This is a genomic window from Pseudomonas kilonensis, from assembly GCF_001269885.1.
Classification (GTDB): domain Bacteria; phylum Pseudomonadota; class Gammaproteobacteria; order Pseudomonadales; family Pseudomonadaceae; genus Aquipseudomonas; species Aquipseudomonas kilonensis.
In genome coordinates this window covers 18,939-36,174 of sequence record NZ_LHVH01000022.1, presented here as the reverse complement: position 1 = coordinate 36,174, position 17,236 = coordinate 18,939, and the positions used below count along the sequence as shown (strand labels likewise).

The window sequence follows — 17,236 nt, the reverse complement described above, 5'->3', positions numbered from 1 at the left end:
GACATGGGCAAAAGGAAGCGCTCGATTGAAGAAGGCGGGCAACATGAATAAAGGATCTTTCAGTAAGGTTACGTTCCCCAACGCTTGCCAGTTGATGCGCTGGCACTTCCATCCAATGGGATTCGAAGCGAGCATGGATGCGCCTGGCAGCATGGTTGCCCGGCTGTTTGACCGTGCCAGCGGCGAGACCATGATCGCCATTGCGGGCATCCCCTGCGCGACCGTGATGAATGCTCCGGATGTGGAACGAATAATCGAGGCGGTAGAGGCCGAGCTGGAAGCTTTTGTGCCACCGGTGGGGTTGCGGCGGTTTGCTTCCTGACAGGGTTGGTTCTTTTTACTGCTAGATAAAGCGGCGCCTCCCATTTGTATGGGCAGGCGCCGTTTTTTTTTATTGGATTGATGTGTACATATCCGTTGTTGCGGTAACGGCGACTTAGGGTTCCGCTCTTACAGCGGCTCACTTTTGGAAGAGCGCCAAAAGTAAGCAAAAACGCATGCCCCACCACTCGGCGCCTCGCTTAGGCTCGGTGTGCCCTCACTCCGGCATTGCTCCGTGGGCCCGCCGCGAAGGGCCATCCATGGCCCAGCGCGGCTATCCCGGCATCCATGCCGGGATACCCACTCCACAATGCCTGCGTTCGGCCATTGTGGTTAACGGGGCGCCCGAGATCAACGTCCACCGCGAGGCGGCCTAGTAGCCGACCTGGCTTAGGATGATCGCGTTTCTCCTGTGGGAACTTCTCCTGTGTGGGAGCTTGCTCGCGATGGCGGTGAATCAGCCACATAGATGCTGGCATGTATCCCGCTCTTGCTCTTGCTCTTGCTCTTGCTTTGGATCTTGATCTTGATCTCGACGCCCCGTTAAACCACGCTGGCCGAACGCAGGCATTGCGCAGTGGGCACCTCGGCATGGATGCCGAGCCTAGGCGAGGCACCAAGTGGTGGGGCAAAGCGCTTTTGGTTACTTTTGGCTGGTCCGGCTCCCGGCTCTTCCAAAAGTGACCCGCCGTCAGGGCGGAACCCTAAGTGGCCGTTACCGCAGAAACGGATATACACATCAAAGCAAGTAAATCCCAAGGCTTTCAAAAAAACCAAAAAAAACGGCGCTTTTCATCTCTGAAAAACGCCGTTGCTTCTATGTGAACAGCCTCACGCCAAAGCGGACTACTCACTCATCACCAATGCAATCAGTCGTCACGACCCATCAGGCCGAACAGCTGCAGCAGGCTGACGAACAAGTTGTAGATCGATACATACAGGCTGACAGTGGCCATGATGTAGTTACGCTCGCCGCCGTGGATGATGGCGCTGGTCTGGTACAGGATGCAGACCGACGAGAACAGCACGAAGCCGGCGCTGATCGCCAGTTGCAGGCCGCTGATCTGGAAGAAGAAGCTGGCCAGCGTCGCCCCCAGCAAGACGAAGAAACCTGCGGTGATGAAGCCACCCAGGAAGCTCATGTCCTTGCGGGAAATCAGCACGTAGGCCGACAGGCCACCAAATACCAGCGCGGTCATTGCGAAGGCCGAACTGACCACTTCGGCGCCGCCCTGCATTTGCAGGTAGCGATTGAGGATCGGGCCGAGCAAAAAGCCCATGAAACCAGTCAGGGCGAAAGCCGACACCAGGCCCCAGGCCGAATCACGGAGTTTGTTGGTGAGGAAGAAAAGGCCGTAGAAACCGATCAGCACGACGAAGATGTTCGGGTAACCCACCCGCATCTGTTGTGCGACGTAGGCCATCACACCGCTGAAAGCGAGTGTGAGTGCCAGCAGGCCATAAGTGTTGCGCAGGACGCGGCTAACCTCTAGCTGCTCAGCCTGCACGCTGTTGTTCACTGCGTAATCCTGATCGCGCATGGCGACACTCCTCCGGTTTTGAAACATTCAGTGGCAAGGATCATAACAGACGCTCTGTAACAAGCTACGTAGAGAGTTTGACAGTGTGTTTCATTCGGGTATTATGGCGCCCGCAACGCAATACGGAGGTGTGGCCGAGTGGTTTAAGGCAACGGTCTTGAAAACCGTCGACTGTAACAGGTCCATGAGTTCGAATCCCATCGCCTCCGCCATTTTTTAACGTTAAAGCCCTGATTATTCAGGGCTTTTTCGTGTCTGGCATTCAGAATGCCGATTGCAGCTTCAACATTGGACACAGCTATGGCAAACCCTCCCCAGCCACTCAAGGAAAGAAAAGTGACCAGTAAAACCATCGGTTCCATCGTTGCTGCAATCGCGGGCATCCTCTTGTTATGCGTATTCTTTGGCAGTTGGTACACGGTCGACGAAACCGAGCGTGGCGTGCTGCTGCGCAACGGGGCGCTGGTCGGGGTGGTTGAACCAGGGCTGTCCTTCAAGATGCCGTTCATCGAGTCGGTACGCCTGATCAGCGTCCAGAGCCAAGTGACGGCTTATGAAGACCTCCAGGCCTACAGCAAGGACCAACAGTCCGCCGAGCTCAAGGTGTCCGTGTCCTGGCACATCGCGCCTTCCGATGTCGCGAAGGTCTATACCCAGTTCAAGGATCTTGAAGGCATCCGCGACCGGATGATCAGCCGCCAGGTGCCTACCCAGGTGGAAAACGTCTTTGGCAAGTTCAACGCCGTGGCTGCCGTGCAGAACCGCGTCCAACTGGTCAACGATATTTCCACGGCCATCAAGGCCACCATTACCGGCCCGGTGATCATCGACAGCGTCCAGGTCGAGAACATCGACTTCAGTGACGCCTACGAGAAGGCCATCGAAGCGCGCATGGCCGCGGAAGTCCAGGTCAAGACCCGCGAACAACAGCTCGCCACCGAACAGGTGCAAGCGCAGATTCGAGTAACCCAGGCCCAGGCGGAAGCCGATTCGCAAGTGGCGCAGGCCAAGGCAGACGCGCTGGCGACCGAGTTGCGCGGCAAAGCCGAAGCCGAAGCCATCAAGGCACGGGCCCAGGCCCTGGCCAGCAACCAGAACCTGGTGGAACTGACCAAGGCCGAGCGCTGGAATGGTGTCTTGCCAACCACCGTGCTGCCGAACGGCGCCCTGCCCTTCATCGACATCAAGTAACACTACAGGCGCGGCCTGCCCGGCCGCGCCTGCTCCGTCCCGGAGCGCTCCCGCAGCAAGGCCCCTCTCGTTAGCGCTACACTCAACCATGAACCCGACGTTCATCGTTAGCAGGGAGCTCAACGTGTACCCAGGCAAAAGCAAACCGACACGACCATCCGTACGACGTTTACCTTTCCTCCCTTTCGGCTCTCTCCTCGAGCATCTCTCCCCCCTCGGGAACTCACCGACTCCTTCGATAAGCGCCCTGAACAGGAGAATAGCGTGACCACGATTATCAAAAAATATAAATGGCCCGCCCTGTTGGCCGTCGCGCTTGTTGTCTTTTCCGCACTGATATTCTTTTTAATCAAGTCATACACGTACGACTCATCGACCTACTTCGAATCCCGCGACTTCATCCGCCAACTCAAGCAGGCCGACGCTAACTGGAACGGCAAGATCCTCAGGAAGAAGATCGGCGTCAACCACAACCTGTCACTGGCACCGCCAGCGGAGGCGGACAGCCGCTGGCAGCAGTTGGAGCGACTCAATAGCTCCGGCCCCTTGGCGGCGCTGTGGGCCTCCAGGCGCAAGGGCTATGTGGACGCCGTCAAGAACAAGACCTCGCTGGTAGAGCAATTCGAACAGCACAACGCCAATCTGCGCACGTCCCTGGACGCGCTGCCGCAGGTCGAAGACCAGCTTCAGACACTGCTCAAGGAGATGAGCATCGAAAGTCCCATGGAGCGCCTGACCGCGGCGTCCAATGTGCTTGAATTGACCCTGACGACACTGGAGTTCGCACTTGATGCCAGCTCGGACAAAGCCCGGGAAGCGCAAGGCAAATTAACTGAGCTGGAACCCTACATCGACCAATTGCCCGCGACCTATCAGGGCCCCTTCATGACCCTGATCCAGCACGTCAAGACCGTTGCCCAGGAACAACCTGTCGTCAATGACCTGCTTGATCGCATCAGCGTCATTCCGGTTGCCCAGGAGCTGGACAGCATCAATGAGCTGTTGAACGAGACACAACGCAGGACCGCCGCAACCGACCGTCAATACCATATCTACCTGGCCGTGTGTGCCAGCTTGATGGCGCTGTTGATGATCTACCTGGCGGTGCGGCTGGTTCGCAGTTACGCCACGATCAATCAGATCAACCAGGCGCTGCAAACGTCCAATGAACGCCTCGAAGAGCGCGTGCAGGAACGCACCCGTGAGTTGATGGAGGCCGAACGCGAACTGGTGGATGCGGCCCGAATGGCGGGCATGGCCGAAATCGCCACGAATGTGTTGCACAACGTCGGGAATGTGCTCAACAGCGTGAATATTTCCGCCGAGCTTGTGACCCGCAAGTTGAGGACCAGCAAGACACTCGGGCTCACCAAAGCGGTCAAAATGATGAATGAGCATGCCGAGGATCTTGGCCAGTTCATTACCCTTGATGAAAAAGGCCGGTTGCTGCCGCGTTATTTCAACGAGCTGGTCGACTCCATCGCCGCCGAACAGAAACTGCTTATCGATGAATTGGCGCAGTTGACCAAGAGCATCGATCACATCAAGGAAATCGTCACCACCCAACAAACCTATGCGGGAGCCGCCAGGCTGATCGAACCGCTCAATGTCAGCGATCTGTTCGAAGATGCGCTACGCATGAACTCGGGCGCGCTCAGTCGGCATCACGTCACCGTCCTCAAGGAATATCAGGACGTTCCTGCAATCATGGGGGACAAGCACAGGTTGCTGTTGATCCTGATCAACCTGATCAGCAACGCCAAGTTCGCGATGTCGCACATCAGTGAGCACCCACGGGAAATGACCCTGGGGATCCGCATCCTCGACGAAACGACGCTATGCCTCAGCGTCAAGGACCGAGGCGAAGGTATTTCCCCGGAGAACCTGGCCCGCATCTTCAATCACGGTTTCACGACCCGCAAGGACGGCCATGGGTTTGGCTTGCACAGCTGCGCCCTGGCGGCGGTTGAAATGAACGGCCGCCTTCATGTCCATAGCGACGGACCGGGGCAAGGCGCCCTGTTTACCCTGGAAGTCCCGCTGGAGTTGGCGCGCACTTGATCACAGCTGACCCAAGACCATCGCGAGCAAGCTCGCTCCCACAGGGGATTTCTGGTGAACACACGATTGCTGAACACCCGGAAAAACGGTGGGAGCGAGCTTGCTCGAGATGGTGTACCTGTCACCGAAAGGCTGGATGTACCGGCCCTACCTATTTCGTGTTCGCAGGCCGGCCGCTACGGCTTCTGCGGGTCGGCAATGCGGCAGCGTAGGCCAGCGCTTCCTCACGGGAAGCAAAGGAGCCCAGCCGGTCAGCCTGGGTACAGACCCTCCATGGGCCGCTGTTTACGCTGAGCACGTCATAACCATTGATGTGCATTTTCGTCAGCATCGCAGTACTCATCAGTCACCTCCGACTTTAACCAAGGGTGCACGGCTTACCATACACGCTGATTGCCCAGGGTGGCCAACCGGACGTCGCGACACCCACTGCACGCGTCGCGCCCTCAGTGGGAATCCGAATCCCACAACCAGTCCCACAGCCCCGGCAAATGCACGGGTTCAGTGCTGCGATCGACCGTCCGCGCCAAGGCCGCTCGCGCCAGCGCCTGGTGGTCATCATAGAACGGCTTGGCGGCGGTCCTCACGCCAGTCGCCTTGGCACTGTCGAGCAGGATTTGCAGGTATTCGCGAGCATGCCGGGCGGTATAACGATTGATGTCGTGAAACGTCACCACCACCGGAATGACCCCATCCACCACTGGCAATTGCCCGGCGGCGATGCGCTCGCGCACTTCGGAGAGTTGCCGGGTCAGGTTGATCCGCCGCCGCGGACTCATCGTGATGCCCCAGACTTTGCCGTCATTTGCGCTCAGGTCGGTCAACAAAATGTGCAGGCCATGTTGTCGGTACGCAGCAGCGGTGCGCCTGTCGAAGCTCCAGAAGGGTGGCCTGACCAAGGTGGGTGCTGCACCGCTCAGGGCGGCAATATCACGACTGCCGTGAGTGAGCGATTGTTCCAGCTCGTCAGGATTCAGGGACCGGTGATTGGTGTGCCAGTAGGTCGCCGTATGAAAGCCCAGCACATGGCCTTCCTGCTGCTGACGGCGCATCACCGAGCGGCCAATATCACTGCCCCCGGCACGCGGCGCACGGGTCTGCAGGAAAAACACCGCCTTGATGCCGGGCTGTACCGGGTTGTCTGCGAGTGCGTCCAGCACCTCCAGGCTAGGGTTCCAGATAGAGGAGGCGCTGGGCCCATCATCGAACGTCAGCAGGAAGCGGATCGGAGGTTGTTCGCGCAAGCGTTGTTCGGTTTGCGGCGTCAGTTCGATGGGGGCGCCAATGCAGCCCGACAAACCAATAGCAAGGGCTGCGATGAACAGCACCCTGGCGATGTTTTTCATGTTTTGCCTTTTGTTGATGCCGCACTGCCTCGCCTTTGATCCCTGGCCTTGGTGCTGAAGCTCACCTTGGAGAAGGGTAACCGGGTTTGGTTCCTTGTTTGCAAAATTTGCTGTACTCCGCGCTCTACGCTGGGCGGTATTAATTTGACCGTCTGGAAATTCGATGGAATTTTCCGCATGCCTTTGCATCCATCCGTATAGGACTAATTAGGGAGGATTTATGGGCGGGCCATCGCTTTACATCATTGACTACATGCTTCATGGCGAACCCAAGTCATTCATTATTCGCGCAGAAGCGATGAATAACTCCGAGGCTTGGCATTGGGCCAGCTGCGACGCGGGGGTCGGGCGCATACCGAAATTCGGCAGGGAAAAAGTCAAGCGGGTTTCCAAGCCCCTTGCGGAAAAATACGGCATTACCGATGTGCGCTGGCGGGCGAGCGTCGCGCCAGCCTGGGTCAAGGAGTCCGGCTGAAATCACGCGTACCGTTTCCGGCGCGCCGGTTGTCTGACCGGGCGCCGGATTCTTCGACAGATCCGAAATAACTCAACTACGCTTAAACCACGGCACAGCCCGCCCCTGGCGGGTTTTGTGCTGCCTCATCAACCCCTGAATGGAGGTGTGACATGTCCGAAAAAGAGTCCATCACCACCCTGCTCACCCTGCTGGAATCGCGTCAGGCCAGGCTCGCGGCAGCCTGCAAGGAAATCGCCGACTGGGTCGACCACCAAGGCGGGCACCCTACCGCGGTGCGTATCCGGGATCGGCTCAACGACATCGACAAGGACGCCCCGTCGATCCAGAGCGCACTGACGTCACTCAAGCCCGCTGAACCGCCGCTACCCAAGTTTCGCTGAGGCCCCACGTCAGAGGTGTTTCCCTTTGAGTTCTACCGGTTGGAAAACTGATGGAACGCGGACATTTTTTGCGCCTCGAAATTGATAGGCACTGGCGCAAAAGCCGCAACGGGAGAACCACATGAATGCCAGAATCCTGCTATTGACCGCTTGTGGAGGCCCCGCCGCCCTCACGGCCCGAGGCGCGCGCATGGCACCTACCCTCGCTCATTCAGATAAGTGACCCATTGCTCATAGGCTTCATGTTGACGCTGGACCGCCTCATCCCAAGTCGATCCGCTCATTTGATGAACACATATGAGCTTCATCATTTCCGCTGTGGCCGTATCCAGCTCCACCAGGAGCTCATGGGATTTGATCTTGAAGTCTTCAACGGTGGTCATTTCTCGCTTCCTTCCCCTATTGGGGCCGGCCAATGCACCCAACATGGATTCATTTTTTTGAAGCTGATTCATTTGAGGCGATAACCGGTCGAAAACCTAGTGCTAGCGGTCGGAGAGATGGATTGGAGCGATGGCAGGCACGAATAGGCTCAGTCTGTCCCGCTCCGTCGCGGTCGTATTGGATAAGACCTTGAAAAACTCGACATTTGAACGAAGCAGCTAATGCCAGGCGCAAATATTGCAGTTATATTTCACTTTAATGACAGTCACTGATTGAGCACGACCATGAAAATTCGAGCGACCGTCATCTGCGAGGACAATCGCCACATCTTGCTGGTTCGCAAAGCCAATAGCCGCTGGGCGCTGCCGGGCGGTACCGTCGAACGCGGTGAAACCCATGCCGGGGCAGCCATCCGGGAATTGGCAGAGGAAACTGGCCTGGACGTCGAGAACCTGCTCTACCTGATGCGAATCAATGACGGGCAAACCGAGCATCACGTATTCGAAGCGTCAGTCACCGATTCAACGGCGGCCCGGCCACAGAATGAAATCATCGACTGCCTCTGGCACCCGCTGGATGCCATTGCTCAGTTGCAAATGAAAAAAGGCACGCGGGATATTCTCGAGGCGTTTCGCCGGCGATTGTGAGGCGTCGACCCCGATGCCTTAAACCGAACAGGCTGCATGATAAATATCATGCAACCTGTTGTTTTATAAGCCAATAAAAACTCAGTTTTGGCGCAATGAACTCACTTCTTGCTCCAAGCGGTACTGATGGGATTGAGCACGGTGTTCTTTTCCTGGGTGTAGGTCCCGTTCTGCTGGGCAATGGCCTCGCCGGTGTCGACAATCGCGTTCTGGATAAACACGTTCTGTGCATCACCTCGAATGAAGGTGAGCTGGTGATACGCGGTTTTATTTCCCCAGTCCGGGGAAGGCAGGGAGATGAACTTCACGGTGTAGGTCTCGTCGGTGTGTTGACCCTGCAAGACATAGACACCGTAATGGTTTTCTCCCTGAGAGATGATCTTGTACAAGCCGTTGCTGTAGTAATAAATTTCCGCATCGGGAAAGGGCTTCTTGTCGTACATTTTCCGATAATGCAGCACTTGCTTGACCGTCGGCTCGCCAAAGTTCACGGCCAGGGTTTTCCCATCGGCGGACGTTGTCTCTCCAGCGTATGCGGCACTGCTGCTCATCAAGGCCAACAGACTCATCGTTGCGATTGTTTTCACTCGATACCTCTCCATGGTTAAGGATTAGCGTGCTCGACAGGGCCTGGACGGGAGATATCCGCCTGGCCACTTCACCCTAATCTCAGCGCCGAGTGTAGAGGTTCGCGCGTGAAAATGCCCAGAGGCTTGAGCTCCGCTCCATGACAGTTTTCAGAAGCGGAAACGAACAAGGGTTTGCATTAGCTTTCGCTCGCAAACCCTTGATTTTAGATGGTGCCCGAAGCCGGAATCGAACCGGCACGCCCTTACGAGCGGGGGATTTTAAGTCCCATGCGTCTACCAGTTTCGCCATTCGGGCGGTAGCGCGGTTAGCCATGGGAACGTCGGCAGAATCTGATGGCCGATGCCCTGGCTGGTGCAGCAAGAGGGGGGAATATATACATCCCTCCCCTGCGAAGCAAGGTAGCTCATGCCCTTTTCAAGACAAAACCTTTCAATGCTTCGCAAATAAAAAAGCTCCGTAAATCATAGATCTACAGAGCTTTTTAAAAGTGGAGGCCGAAGTCGGAATCGAACCGGCGTAGGTGGATTTGCAATCCACTGCATAACCATTTTGCTATTCGGCCTCAGAACGCTTGATGCAATGCAACCACATCAACCGTGTACAAACCTGATCAGGATACAGGACACCTATGCGTCGCTATCTCCTTGAAAACATTGAGATTTTTTACGTCCCAGTGCGTTCGATGGGCGCAATTATGTACTCATTTGCCTAGGCTGGCAACCCCTTGATTTCAAAAAAAATTCGTCCACCGGCCAGCTTCCGCCAGGCAAACACATTCGGCTGTCAGGTGGAGGGTGGAAGGCTTTTGGGGCTGCTGAGCAACCCCGCGGGAGCAAGCTCCCTCGCCACGGGGAATGTCGCCGATCTTAGTGGCTGTCGCAGCCGTGCACCATTATGGGTAACATACCGGCCTCCCCCGCAGCTCTTCTGCAACCTGCCGAATAAGCCTATTCCATGCCTTTTGAACTCAGTGTTGACCTCACTACCCTCGCTATCCTTGCTGTTGTCGCCTTCATTGCCGGTTTCATCGACGCTATCGCCGGTGGTGGTGGGCTGCTGACCACGCCGGCGCTGCTGACAGCAGGCTTGCCGCCGCACCTGGTCTTAGGGACCAACAAACTCAGCTCGACCTTCGGCTCGGCGACGGCCAGCTTCACCTTCTACAAGCGCAAGCTGTTCCACCCAAGGCAGTGGACTCATGCCCTCGTCGGCACCCTGGTCGGGGCCCTGACCGGCGCCATCGTCGCCCATTACCTGCCCGCTGAATGGCTGAACAAGATGCTGCCGGTGATCGTCTTCGCCTGCGGCCTGTACCTGTTGTTCGGCGGCACGCCCAAGGCACCGCTAGACAGCAACGCACCGATCAAGAAGACATGGCAGTCGCCCCAAGGCTTCAGCCTGGGTTTCTATGACGGCGTGGCCGGGCCGGGTACGGGGGCGTTCTGGACGGTGAGCAGCCTGCTGCTCTACCCCATCGACCTGGTCAAGGCCAGCGGCGTGGCCCGCAGCATGAACTTCGTCAGCAACATCGCGGCGCTGTCGGTGTTCATCTTTTCCGGGCAAGTGGACTGGGTCATCGGCCTGAGCATGGGCCTGTCGGTGATGATTGGCGCGTTCTTCGGCGCTCGCACCGCCATCAGCGGCGGTGCGAAGTTCATCCGACCGGTGTTCATCACCGTGGTGCTGGGCTTGACCGTGCGCCTAGCCTGGCAGCACTGGTTCAGCGTGGCCTAAGCGCCGCGCCACATACAGGTCGATCAGGTAGCGGGCGATGGAGCGCGAGGCCGGTAACGGTGGCAGGTCGTGGACGTTGAACCATTGGGCGTCCTCGATTTCATCTTCCTGGGGCACGATGTCGCCACTTGCATATTCAGCGTGGAAACCGAGCATCATCGAATGGGGGAACGGCCAGCACTGGCTGCCCATGTACTGGATGTTCTTCACCTCGATACTGACTTCTTCGCGCACCTCGCGAACCAGGCAATCCTCGGCCGACTCGCCAGGCTCGGCAAACCCCGCCAGGGTGCTGTAGACGCCCGTGACGAAGCGCGGTGAACGGGCCAGCAGGACTTCATCGCCGCGGGTAATCAACACGATCATGCTCGGTGAAATCCGCGGATAGTGCCGCAGCTCACAGGCGTCGCAATACATGGCCCGTTCCAACGGAATCTGGCTCATGCGCTTGCCGCAACTGCCACAGAAACGATGCTCGCGGGCCCAGGTGCCGATCTGTGCCGCATAACCCAACACTTTGTAGAGTGTGTGGTCATCCTCGAGCATGAACGCCCGCAAGCCTTTCCAGTTACAGCCAGGAATGTCCAGCGGGCTGTGCAGTTCCAACAGGTAGACCGGCTCGCCATCCAGGTGACCGATGCCGTGCTCGGCGAGAATCGACAAATCCTGCCGCTTGAGCCATTCGCGGGGAAACAGCGCGCCGTTGTCATCGAACAGAAAGCCCTCAGGGCTGCGGGCGACGGCCCACCCGCCAGCAAGAGCGGTATCGAGTACTGCGGTGGTCCAGCGTGAAATCATGGTCAATCAATCCTGAAATTCAGGTTTCTGTTTGCTCATATGGGCGGCCATGGCCACGCGCAGGTCGGTCGATTGCAACATGGCGGCGTTCCAGGTGGCGACGTATTCCAAGCCGTCGTCGATGCGGTGGTCGCGCATGTAGCTGATCATTTCCTTGGTACCGGTCACGGCAATCGGCGACTTGGCGGCGATTTCCCGGGCAATGCCCATCACGCCGTCGAGCAGGCTGGCGGTGTCGCTGTAGACACGATTGACCAGGCCGATGCTGCGCGCTTCGTCGGCACCGAAGGTGCGCCCCGTATAAGCGAGTTCACGCAGCATGCCGTCCCCGATGATCCGGGGCAAGCGTTGCAATGTGCCAACATCGGCGGCCATGCCGATATCGATCTCCTTGATGGAGAATTGCGCGTCCTCGGCCGCGTAACGCATGTCGCAGGCGGCAATAAGGTCGATGGCCCCGCCCAGGCAGTAGCCCTGGATCGCCGCGAGCACGGGTTTGCGGCAATTGTCCACGGCGTTGAACGAGGCTTGCAGTTGCAGGATCTTGCGCCGCAGCAGGCGTGCATTGCGCCCTGCGTCCTTGCCCAGCTCGTTGGCCACGCCTGCCAGCATCATCAGGTCGATGCCGGAGGAAAAATGCTTGCCGGCGCCGCTGAGCACCACCACCCGTGCGGCATCGGTGTCATCGATCCATTGGAAGATCTCGATGATCTCGCTCCAGAACGCGGCGTTCATCGAATTGATCTTTTCCGGGCGATTGATCTGCACATGGGCAATGTTGTCTGCAAGTTCGACGTTGAACGCTTGGTATTGCGACATGGCAGTGATCCTTTACCGGCTGAAAAGAGGCTTGAACTATAACAAGCCAGCGCGACGGTACGTAGGCAGTGCATCGGCCAAAAGCGGGACTGACTGCCGACATGACCAAGGAAAACTTTATGGAAAAGGGGGAACTCTGTGGGAGCAAGGCTTGTCCGCGAAACAGGCAACTCGATTCTTGAAAGACCGCATTGCCTTCATCGCGGGCAAGCCTTGCTCCCACTCACCCCGTCACAGTGATCAGGGCTTCTCGTCCGCCTGCAGCTGCCCGTCCCAACCACCCCCCAATGCGGCAATCAACTGCACGCTGGCGATCAGGCGGCTCTGCTGCAGGCTCAGCACGCTGCGTTCGTTGCTCAGCGCGGTGGCCTGGACGGTGACCACGTCGAGGTAGGCAATCAAGCCGGCCTTGTACTGGTTCTGCGTCAGACGCAGGGATTCCCGGGCGGCGTCCAGGGCTTCCTGGCGCACACGGGCTTCGTCTTCCAGCACCTTGAGCTGGATCATGTAGTTTTCCACCTCGCGCAAGCCGTCGAGCACGGTCTGGCGATAGGTGGCGACGGTCTGGTCGTAGGCCGCGACAGTACGGTCGACCTCTGCCGAACGCTGGCCGCCGTCGAACAGCGTCATCGCCAATTGCGGCCCTACCGACCAGAAGCGGTTCGGCACGCTCACCCAGTTGTCGTAGGTACTGCTGCTGTAGCCGCCACTGAGGCTCAGGGTCAGGTCCGGGTAGTACGCGGCCTTGGCGACGCCGATGTTGGCGTTGGCGGCCATTACCGAACGCTCTGCCGAGGCGATGTCCGGCCGGCGTTCGAGCAGTTGCGACGGCAATGCCACCGGGATCTGCGGCAATGACGGGATGTCCTGGGCCTCGGCCAGGTTGAACTCGGCCGGCGGCAGGCCGATCAGCACGGCGATGGCGTTTTCAAACTGGGCCCGCTGCCAGATCAGGTCGATCAGGTCGCCCTGGGTAGTCTTGAGCTGGTTTTGCGCCTGGGCCACCGCGTCCCTGCCGGACACCCCGGCGCGGTACTGGTTTTCAGTCATTTTCAGGGAGCGCTGATAATTGTCGACGGTGGTCTGCAACAGGCGCTTCTGTTCATCGATCACCCGCAACTGCAAGTAGTTCTGCACCAGTTCCGATTGCTGGCTCAGGCGCATCGCCGCCAGGTCGGCGAAACTGGCTTGGGCGCTCGCCTCGTCGGCTTCCAGGGTGCGGCGCAACTTGCCCCACACGTCCGCCTCCCAGCTGACGCCGGCCTGGGCGCTGTAGGTGTCGCGAATGCCGCTGGACGAACTGCTCAGGCTCGAACTGCTGCTGCCTGTGCCCTGGCTGGAGCGGGTCTTGCCAACGGTCAGGTCCACGGTGGGGAAAAATGCGCCACGGGCATTGCGCACCAGCGCCCGGGCCTGCCGGTACTGGGCGTCGGCCTGGGCCACGGTCTGGTTGGACGCATTGAGCTGGTCCACCAGGCCATTGAGTTGCGCATCGCCGTACAGCTCCCACCAGGCGCCCCTGGCCATCGCATCGCTGGGGTTGGCCTGACGCCAGCCCTGGGCCTCCTTGTATTGCACCGGGGCGGCAGCCTGGGGACGTTGATAATCCGGGCCGACGGCGCAGGCACTGAGCATCGCCACGCACAGCACCAGGCTCAGCACCCGCGAGCCACGGGCGGTCGCCAGCGTTGCGGCAAGATTGAAAGGCGAACGGTCGGTCATAGCGGAGTTTCCAGGGCAGCATCAGTGCGCACACCGCGCCAGCGATTGAAGCGATGGCGCAGCTTGTCGAGATAAAGGTAAACCACCGGGGTGGTGTAGAGCGTCAGTACCTGGCTGAACACCAACCCACCGATGATGGTCAGGCCCAGCGGCTGGCGCATTTCCGAGCCTTCGGCGGCGCCGAGCAGCAGCGGCAAGGCGCCGAGGATCGCCGCCAGCGTGGTCATCAGGATTGGCCGCAACCGCAGCAGGCAAGCGCTGCGGATCGACTCCAGTGGCGTCTGTCCGGCACGCTCCAGTTGCAGCGCCAGATCGATCATCAGGATGGCGTTTTTCTTCACCACACCGATCAACAGGAACAGTCCCAACAGCGAGATCAGGCTGAACTCGCCACCCAGCGCGTAGATCGACAGCAACGCGCCAACCCCGGCCGATGGCAACGTAGACAGGATGGTCAGCGGATGGATGTAGCTTTCATAGAGCACACCCAACACCAGGTACACCGCCAGCAACGCCCCGAGGATCATGAACGGTTGGCTTTTCTGGGTGGCGGCGAACGCATCGGCGGTGCCGGCCATTTTCGCGATGACATCCTCGGGCAACCCAAGCTTGGCAAGTGCCCGCTCGATGGCCGCGGTGCCCTGCTCCACCGTGACACCTTCGGCCATGTCGAAGGAAATGCCCTCGGACGCGAACTGGCCTTCATGGCTGACCCGGTCGTCCTCCAGGCTGTTCTCGTAGTGGGCAATGGCCGACAGCGGCACGCGCGCGCCATCGGCGGTGATGACCTGGACCTGCTCGAGGGTACTCGGGTCCTGGGCATACTTGGGATTGACCTCCATCACCACCTGGTACTGGTTGAGGCTGTCGTAGATGGTGGATATCTGCCGTTGGCTGTAGGCGTTGTTGAGCACCGCGGTGACCATGTCCATGTCGATGCCCAGGCGCTTGGCCTGGTCGCGGTCCACCACCAGCGTCACCTGCTGCGCCCCACCCCCGTCGCGGGCGTCGATGGCGGTGAGTTCCGGCAAGGCCCGGAAGGCCGCCACAACCTTGGGGTACCAGGCGCGCAGCGACGCCAGGTCAGCGCTTTGCAGGATGTAGGAATACTGCGAGGTGGTCTGCTCGCGACCGCCACCGAACTGCAGGTCCTGGTCGGCCATTAACATCAACTGAGCGCCGGGGACCTTGGGCATTTCTTTACGAAGGCGCTCGATGACCTTTTGTGCAGAAATATTACGCTCCTTGATCGGCTTGAGGCGCACCAGCATGAAGGCGTTGTTGGTGCCGTTGTTGCCACCGATGAAACCGGCGACGCTTTGCACCGCCTCGTCCTTGAGCACGGCGCGGCGGAAAATTTCCATCTTCGGCTGCATCACGTTGAACGACAGCCCGTCGTCGCCACGCACGAAACCGATCAACTGGCCGGTGTCCTGCTGCGGCATGAAGGTTTTCGGCACCACCACATACAACGCGACGTTCACGCCGATGGTCACCAGCAGGCTCAGCAAGGTCAGGCGTCGATGGCGCAGCACCCAGTCCAGGCTGATCGCGTAACCACGGACCATGCGGTCATTGAGCCGCTGGCTCCAGCGCTGCAAGCGGTTTTCCTGCCCCGGCACGTGAGGCTTGAGCCAACGGGCGCAGAGCATCGGTGTGAGGGTAAGCGAGACCATCAGCGAGACCACGATGGACGCCGCCAGGGTGATGGAAAATTCGCGGAACAGGCTCTCGATGATCCCGCCCATGAACAGGATCGACAGGAATACCGCCACCAGCGAGACGTTCATCGACAGCAAAGTGAAACCCACCTCTTCGGCCCCCCTATACGCCGCTGTCATAGGAGGGACGCCTTCGTCGATATGCCGGGAGATGTTCTCCAGCACCACGATGGCATCGTCCACCACCAGCCCCGTCGCGAGGATCAACGCCATCAGCGACAGGTTGTTCAGGGAGAAACCGTACAGGTACATCACCGCAAACGTGCCCACCAGCGACACCGGCACCGCCAGGGTCGGGATCAGCGAGGCGCGGAAATTGCCGAGGAACAGGAACACCACCAGCACCACCAGGGCCACGGCGATCAGCAAGGTCATTTCCGCTTCATGCAGGGTGGCCTTGATCACCGGCGAGCGGTCCATCGCCAGGTTCAGCTTGACGCTGGCCGGTAGCACGGCCTGCAGCGCGGGCAGTTGCGCCTTGATCTCGTTGACGGTCTCGATGATGTTGGCCCCGGCCTGGCGGTTGATCACCAGCAACACGGCGGCATCATTGTTGAAGAAACCGCTGTTGTAGCGATCCTCGACGCTGTCGGTGACTTTCGCCACGTCCTTGAGCCGCAATACCGAGCCGTCCTGGTAACGGATGATCAGCGTTTCGTAGTCCTTGGCCTTTTCCAACTGGTCGTTGGCCTGGACCTGCCACATGCGCCGATCGTCCTCCACCGACCCCTTGGGCCGGCGCACGTTGCTATCGGCAATGGCGGTGCGTACATCGTCCAGGGCCACGCCGTACTGATTGAGCAACTGCGGCTCCAGTTCGATGCGCACCGCCGGCAACGAGCTGCCGCCGATCTGCACCTCGCCGACACCCGCCACCTGGGACAGGCTCTGGGACAGGATGGTCGAAGCCAGGTCGTAGAGCTGGCCTTTTTCCAACACATCCGAGGTCAGCGAGAGCACCATGATCGGCGCCTGGGACGGGTTGACCTTCTTGTAGGTGGGCATGCTGCGCATGCCACTGGGCAACAGGTTGCGCGACGCATTGATGGCCGCCTGCACTTCCCGGGCGGCACCGTTGATGTCACGGTCCAGGTCAAATTGCAGAATGACGCGGGTAGAACCCTGGCTGGAACGGCTGCTCATGGTGTTGACCCCGGCGATGGCGCCGAAGGAACGCTCCAGGGGCGTAGCCACCGTCGAAGCCATCACCTCGGGGCTCGCCCCTGGCAGGTTGGCCTGGACCACGATCACCGGGAAATCCATTTGCGGCAGGGGCGAAACCGGCAGCAGGCCGAAGCTCACGCCACCGAGCAGCATGATGGCGAAGCTCAGGAGCATGGTCGCTACGGGGCGGCGGATGAAGGGGCCGGAGAGGTTCATCGGCCGCCACCACAGACTTCAAGCCACTGACCACAAGAGATAGCTGGGCTTTTGTGGCGAGGGAGCTTGCTCCCGCTATGTGGGAGCAAGGCTTGCCCGCGATGGACGCGATGCGGTCTTGC

Annotated in this window: 17 protein-coding genes and 3 tRNA genes; 9 read left to right on the top strand and 11 right to left on the bottom strand. The window is 59.3% G+C overall.

Annotated features, from left to right (window positions below; genetic code table 11):
- The first annotated feature begins 43 nt into the window (after positions 1-43).
- Together AD662_RS14560 and AD662_RS29315 are read left to right on the top strand one after the other, a co-directional pair.
- The gene (locus AD662_RS14560; protein WP_003201764.1) at positions 44-322 is read left to right on the top strand and encodes a DUF1652 domain-containing protein; all 279 of its coding nucleotides are present in this window, start codon (positions 44-46) and stop codon (positions 320-322) included.
- A gap of 175 nt (positions 323-497) precedes the next feature.
- Positions 498-698, top strand: a complete 201-nt coding sequence (locus AD662_RS29315; RefSeq protein WP_156334907.1) for a nucleoid-structuring protein H-NS — start codon at positions 498-500, stop codon at positions 696-698.
- Positions 699-1,190: 492 nt separating this feature from the next.
- Here AD662_RS29315 and AD662_RS14550 read toward each other — a convergent pair whose 3' ends face one another.
- A complete protein-coding gene (locus tag AD662_RS14550) occupies positions 1,191-1,862 on the bottom strand; it encodes a Bax inhibitor-1/YccA family protein (protein ID WP_053188233.1) in 672 nt (223 codons plus the stop codon).
- 124 nt (positions 1,863-1,986) lie between these two features.
- Here AD662_RS14550 and AD662_RS14545 point away from each other — a divergent pair.
- From AD662_RS14545 to AD662_RS14535, 3 genes are all read left to right on the top strand, one after another.
- Positions 1,987-2,074 (top strand) — tRNA-Ser (locus tag AD662_RS14545).
- Between the two features lie 124 nt (positions 2,075-2,198).
- Positions 2,199-3,053: an SPFH domain-containing protein gene (locus AD662_RS14540; protein ID WP_018601987.1), complete on the top strand. Its 855-nt coding sequence runs from the start codon at positions 2,199-2,201 to the stop codon at positions 3,051-3,053.
- Between the two features lie 264 nt (positions 3,054-3,317).
- A complete protein-coding gene (locus tag AD662_RS14535) occupies positions 3,318-5,114 on the top strand; it encodes a DAHL domain-containing protein (RefSeq protein ID WP_053188228.1) in 1,797 nt (598 codons plus the stop codon).
- A 151-nt stretch (positions 5,115-5,265) separates the two neighbouring features.
- On the opposite strand, the gene AD662_RS29800 is transcribed toward AD662_RS14535, so the two are convergent.
- A complete protein-coding gene (locus AD662_RS29800) occupies positions 5,266-5,457 on the bottom strand; it encodes a DUF2188 domain-containing protein (protein WP_074849700.1) in 192 nt (63 codons plus the stop codon).
- 103 nt (positions 5,458-5,560) lie between these two features.
- Complete coding sequence (locus tag AD662_RS14530; protein ID WP_053179663.1) at positions 5,561-6,460, bottom strand: polysaccharide deacetylase family protein; 900 nt, start codon at positions 6,458-6,460, stop codon at positions 5,561-5,563.
- A 220-nt stretch (positions 6,461-6,680) separates the two neighbouring features.
- Here AD662_RS14530 and AD662_RS14525 point away from each other — a divergent pair, with 220 nt between their 5' ends.
- Together AD662_RS14525 and AD662_RS14520 are read left to right on the top strand one after the other, a co-directional pair.
- Positions 6,681-6,935, top strand: a complete 255-nt coding sequence (locus AD662_RS14525; protein ID WP_018601993.1) for a DUF6555 family protein — start codon at positions 6,681-6,683, stop codon at positions 6,933-6,935.
- 152 nt (positions 6,936-7,087) lie between these two features.
- A complete protein-coding gene (locus AD662_RS14520; RefSeq protein ID WP_018601995.1) occupies positions 7,088-7,318 on the top strand; it encodes a hypothetical protein in 231 nt (76 codons plus the stop codon).
- Positions 7,319-7,515: 197 nt separating this feature from the next.
- On the opposite strand, the gene AD662_RS14515 is transcribed toward AD662_RS14520, so the two are convergent.
- On the bottom strand, positions 7,516-7,701 hold the full coding sequence (locus tag AD662_RS14515) for a hypothetical protein (protein ID WP_053188225.1): 186 nt from the start codon (positions 7,699-7,701) through the stop codon (positions 7,516-7,518).
- Positions 7,702-7,986: 285 nt separating this feature from the next.
- On the opposite strand from AD662_RS14515, the gene AD662_RS14510 reads away from it, so the two are divergent.
- Positions 7,987-8,349, top strand: coding sequence for an NUDIX hydrolase (locus AD662_RS14510; RefSeq protein WP_018601999.1), 363 nt, complete (start codon positions 7,987-7,989; stop codon positions 8,347-8,349).
- A gap of 101 nt (positions 8,350-8,450) precedes the next feature.
- On the opposite strand, the gene AD662_RS14505 is transcribed toward AD662_RS14510, so the two are convergent.
- The 3 genes from AD662_RS14505 to AD662_RS14495 all read right to left on the bottom strand — a co-directional run bounded on the left by AD662_RS14505 (position 8,451) and on the right by AD662_RS14495 (position 9,502).
- On the bottom strand, positions 8,451-8,900 hold the full coding sequence (locus AD662_RS14505) for a hypothetical protein (RefSeq protein ID WP_211264967.1): 450 nt from the start codon (positions 8,898-8,900) through the stop codon (positions 8,451-8,453).
- Between the two features lie 247 nt (positions 8,901-9,147).
- Positions 9,148-9,234: transfer RNA gene (locus tag AD662_RS14500), tRNA-Leu, on the bottom strand.
- Between the two features lie 194 nt (positions 9,235-9,428).
- Positions 9,429-9,502: transfer RNA gene (locus AD662_RS14495), tRNA-Cys, on the bottom strand.
- Between the two features lie 392 nt (positions 9,503-9,894).
- On the opposite strand from AD662_RS14495, the gene AD662_RS14490 reads away from it, so the two are divergent.
- A complete protein-coding gene (locus tag AD662_RS14490) occupies positions 9,895-10,674 on the top strand; it encodes a TSUP family transporter (RefSeq protein WP_018602003.1) in 780 nt (259 codons plus the stop codon).
- Here AD662_RS14490 and nudC read toward each other — a convergent pair.
- The 4 genes from nudC to AD662_RS14470 all read right to left on the bottom strand — a co-directional run bounded on the left by nudC (position 10,642) and on the right by AD662_RS14470 (position 17,114).
- Positions 10,642-11,472: an NAD(+) diphosphatase gene (nudC, locus tag AD662_RS14485; protein WP_018602005.1), complete on the bottom strand. Its 831-nt coding sequence runs from the start codon at positions 11,470-11,472 to the stop codon at positions 10,642-10,644. The genes AD662_RS14490 and nudC overlap by 33 nt on opposite strands.
- 6 nt (positions 11,473-11,478) lie before the next feature.
- Complete coding sequence (locus tag AD662_RS14480; RefSeq protein ID WP_018602007.1) at positions 11,479-12,291, bottom strand: crotonase/enoyl-CoA hydratase family protein; 813 nt, start codon at positions 12,289-12,291, stop codon at positions 11,479-11,481.
- Positions 12,292-12,531: 240 nt separating this feature from the next.
- Complete coding sequence (locus AD662_RS14475) at positions 12,532-14,013, bottom strand: efflux transporter outer membrane subunit (protein WP_053188221.1); 1,482 nt, start codon at positions 14,011-14,013, stop codon at positions 12,532-12,534.
- On the bottom strand, positions 14,010-17,114 hold the full coding sequence (locus AD662_RS14470; protein WP_053188218.1) for an efflux RND transporter permease subunit: 3,105 nt from the start codon (positions 17,112-17,114) through the stop codon (positions 14,010-14,012). The genes AD662_RS14475 and AD662_RS14470 overlap by 4 nt, the downstream gene beginning before the upstream one ends.
- Between the last annotated feature and the right edge of the window lie 122 nt (positions 17,115-17,236).

Bases quoted from the DNA above. Each gene is read 5' to 3' on its own strand.
- AD662_RS14475 (WP_053188221.1), bottom strand. From the start codon at position 14,013: ATGACCGACCGTTCGCCTTTCAATCTTGCCGCAACGCTGGCGACCGCC.
- AD662_RS14520 (WP_018601995.1), top strand. From the start codon at position 7,088: ATGTCCGAAAAAGAGTCCATCACCACCCTGCTCACCCTGCTGGAATCG.
- AD662_RS14530 (WP_053179663.1), bottom strand. From the start codon at position 6,460: ATGAAAAACATCGCCAGGGTGCTGTTCATCGCAGCCCTTGCTATTGGT.
- AD662_RS14505 (WP_211264967.1), bottom strand. From the start codon at position 8,900: ATGAGCAGCAGTGCCGCATACGCTGGAGAGACAACGTCCGCCGATGGG.
- AD662_RS14515 (WP_053188225.1), bottom strand. From the start codon at position 7,701: ATGACCACCGTTGAAGACTTCAAGATCAAATCCCATGAGCTCCTGGTG.
- AD662_RS14480 (WP_018602007.1), bottom strand. From the start codon at position 12,291: ATGTCGCAATACCAAGCGTTCAACGTCGAACTTGCAGACAACATTGCC.
- AD662_RS29315 (WP_156334907.1), top strand. From the start codon at position 498: ATGCCCCACCACTCGGCGCCTCGCTTAGGCTCGGTGTGCCCTCACTCC.
- AD662_RS14560 (WP_003201764.1), top strand. From the start codon at position 44: ATGAATAAAGGATCTTTCAGTAAGGTTACGTTCCCCAACGCTTGCCAG.
- AD662_RS14510 (WP_018601999.1), top strand. From the start codon at position 7,987: ATGAAAATTCGAGCGACCGTCATCTGCGAGGACAATCGCCACATCTTG.
- AD662_RS14525 (WP_018601993.1), top strand. From the start codon at position 6,681: ATGGGCGGGCCATCGCTTTACATCATTGACTACATGCTTCATGGCGAA.
- AD662_RS14470 (WP_053188218.1), bottom strand. From the start codon at position 17,114: ATGAACCTCTCCGGCCCCTTCATCCGCCGCCCCGTAGCGACCATGCTC.
- AD662_RS29800 (WP_074849700.1), bottom strand. From the start codon at position 5,457: ATGAGTACTGCGATGCTGACGAAAATGCACATCAATGGTTATGACGTG.
- AD662_RS14490 (WP_018602003.1), top strand. From the start codon at position 9,895: ATGCCTTTTGAACTCAGTGTTGACCTCACTACCCTCGCTATCCTTGCT.
- AD662_RS14550 (WP_053188233.1), bottom strand. From the start codon at position 1,862: ATGCGCGATCAGGATTACGCAGTGAACAACAGCGTGCAGGCTGAGCAG.
- nudC (WP_018602005.1), bottom strand. From the start codon at position 11,472: ATGATTTCACGCTGGACCACCGCAGTACTCGATACCGCTCTTGCTGGC.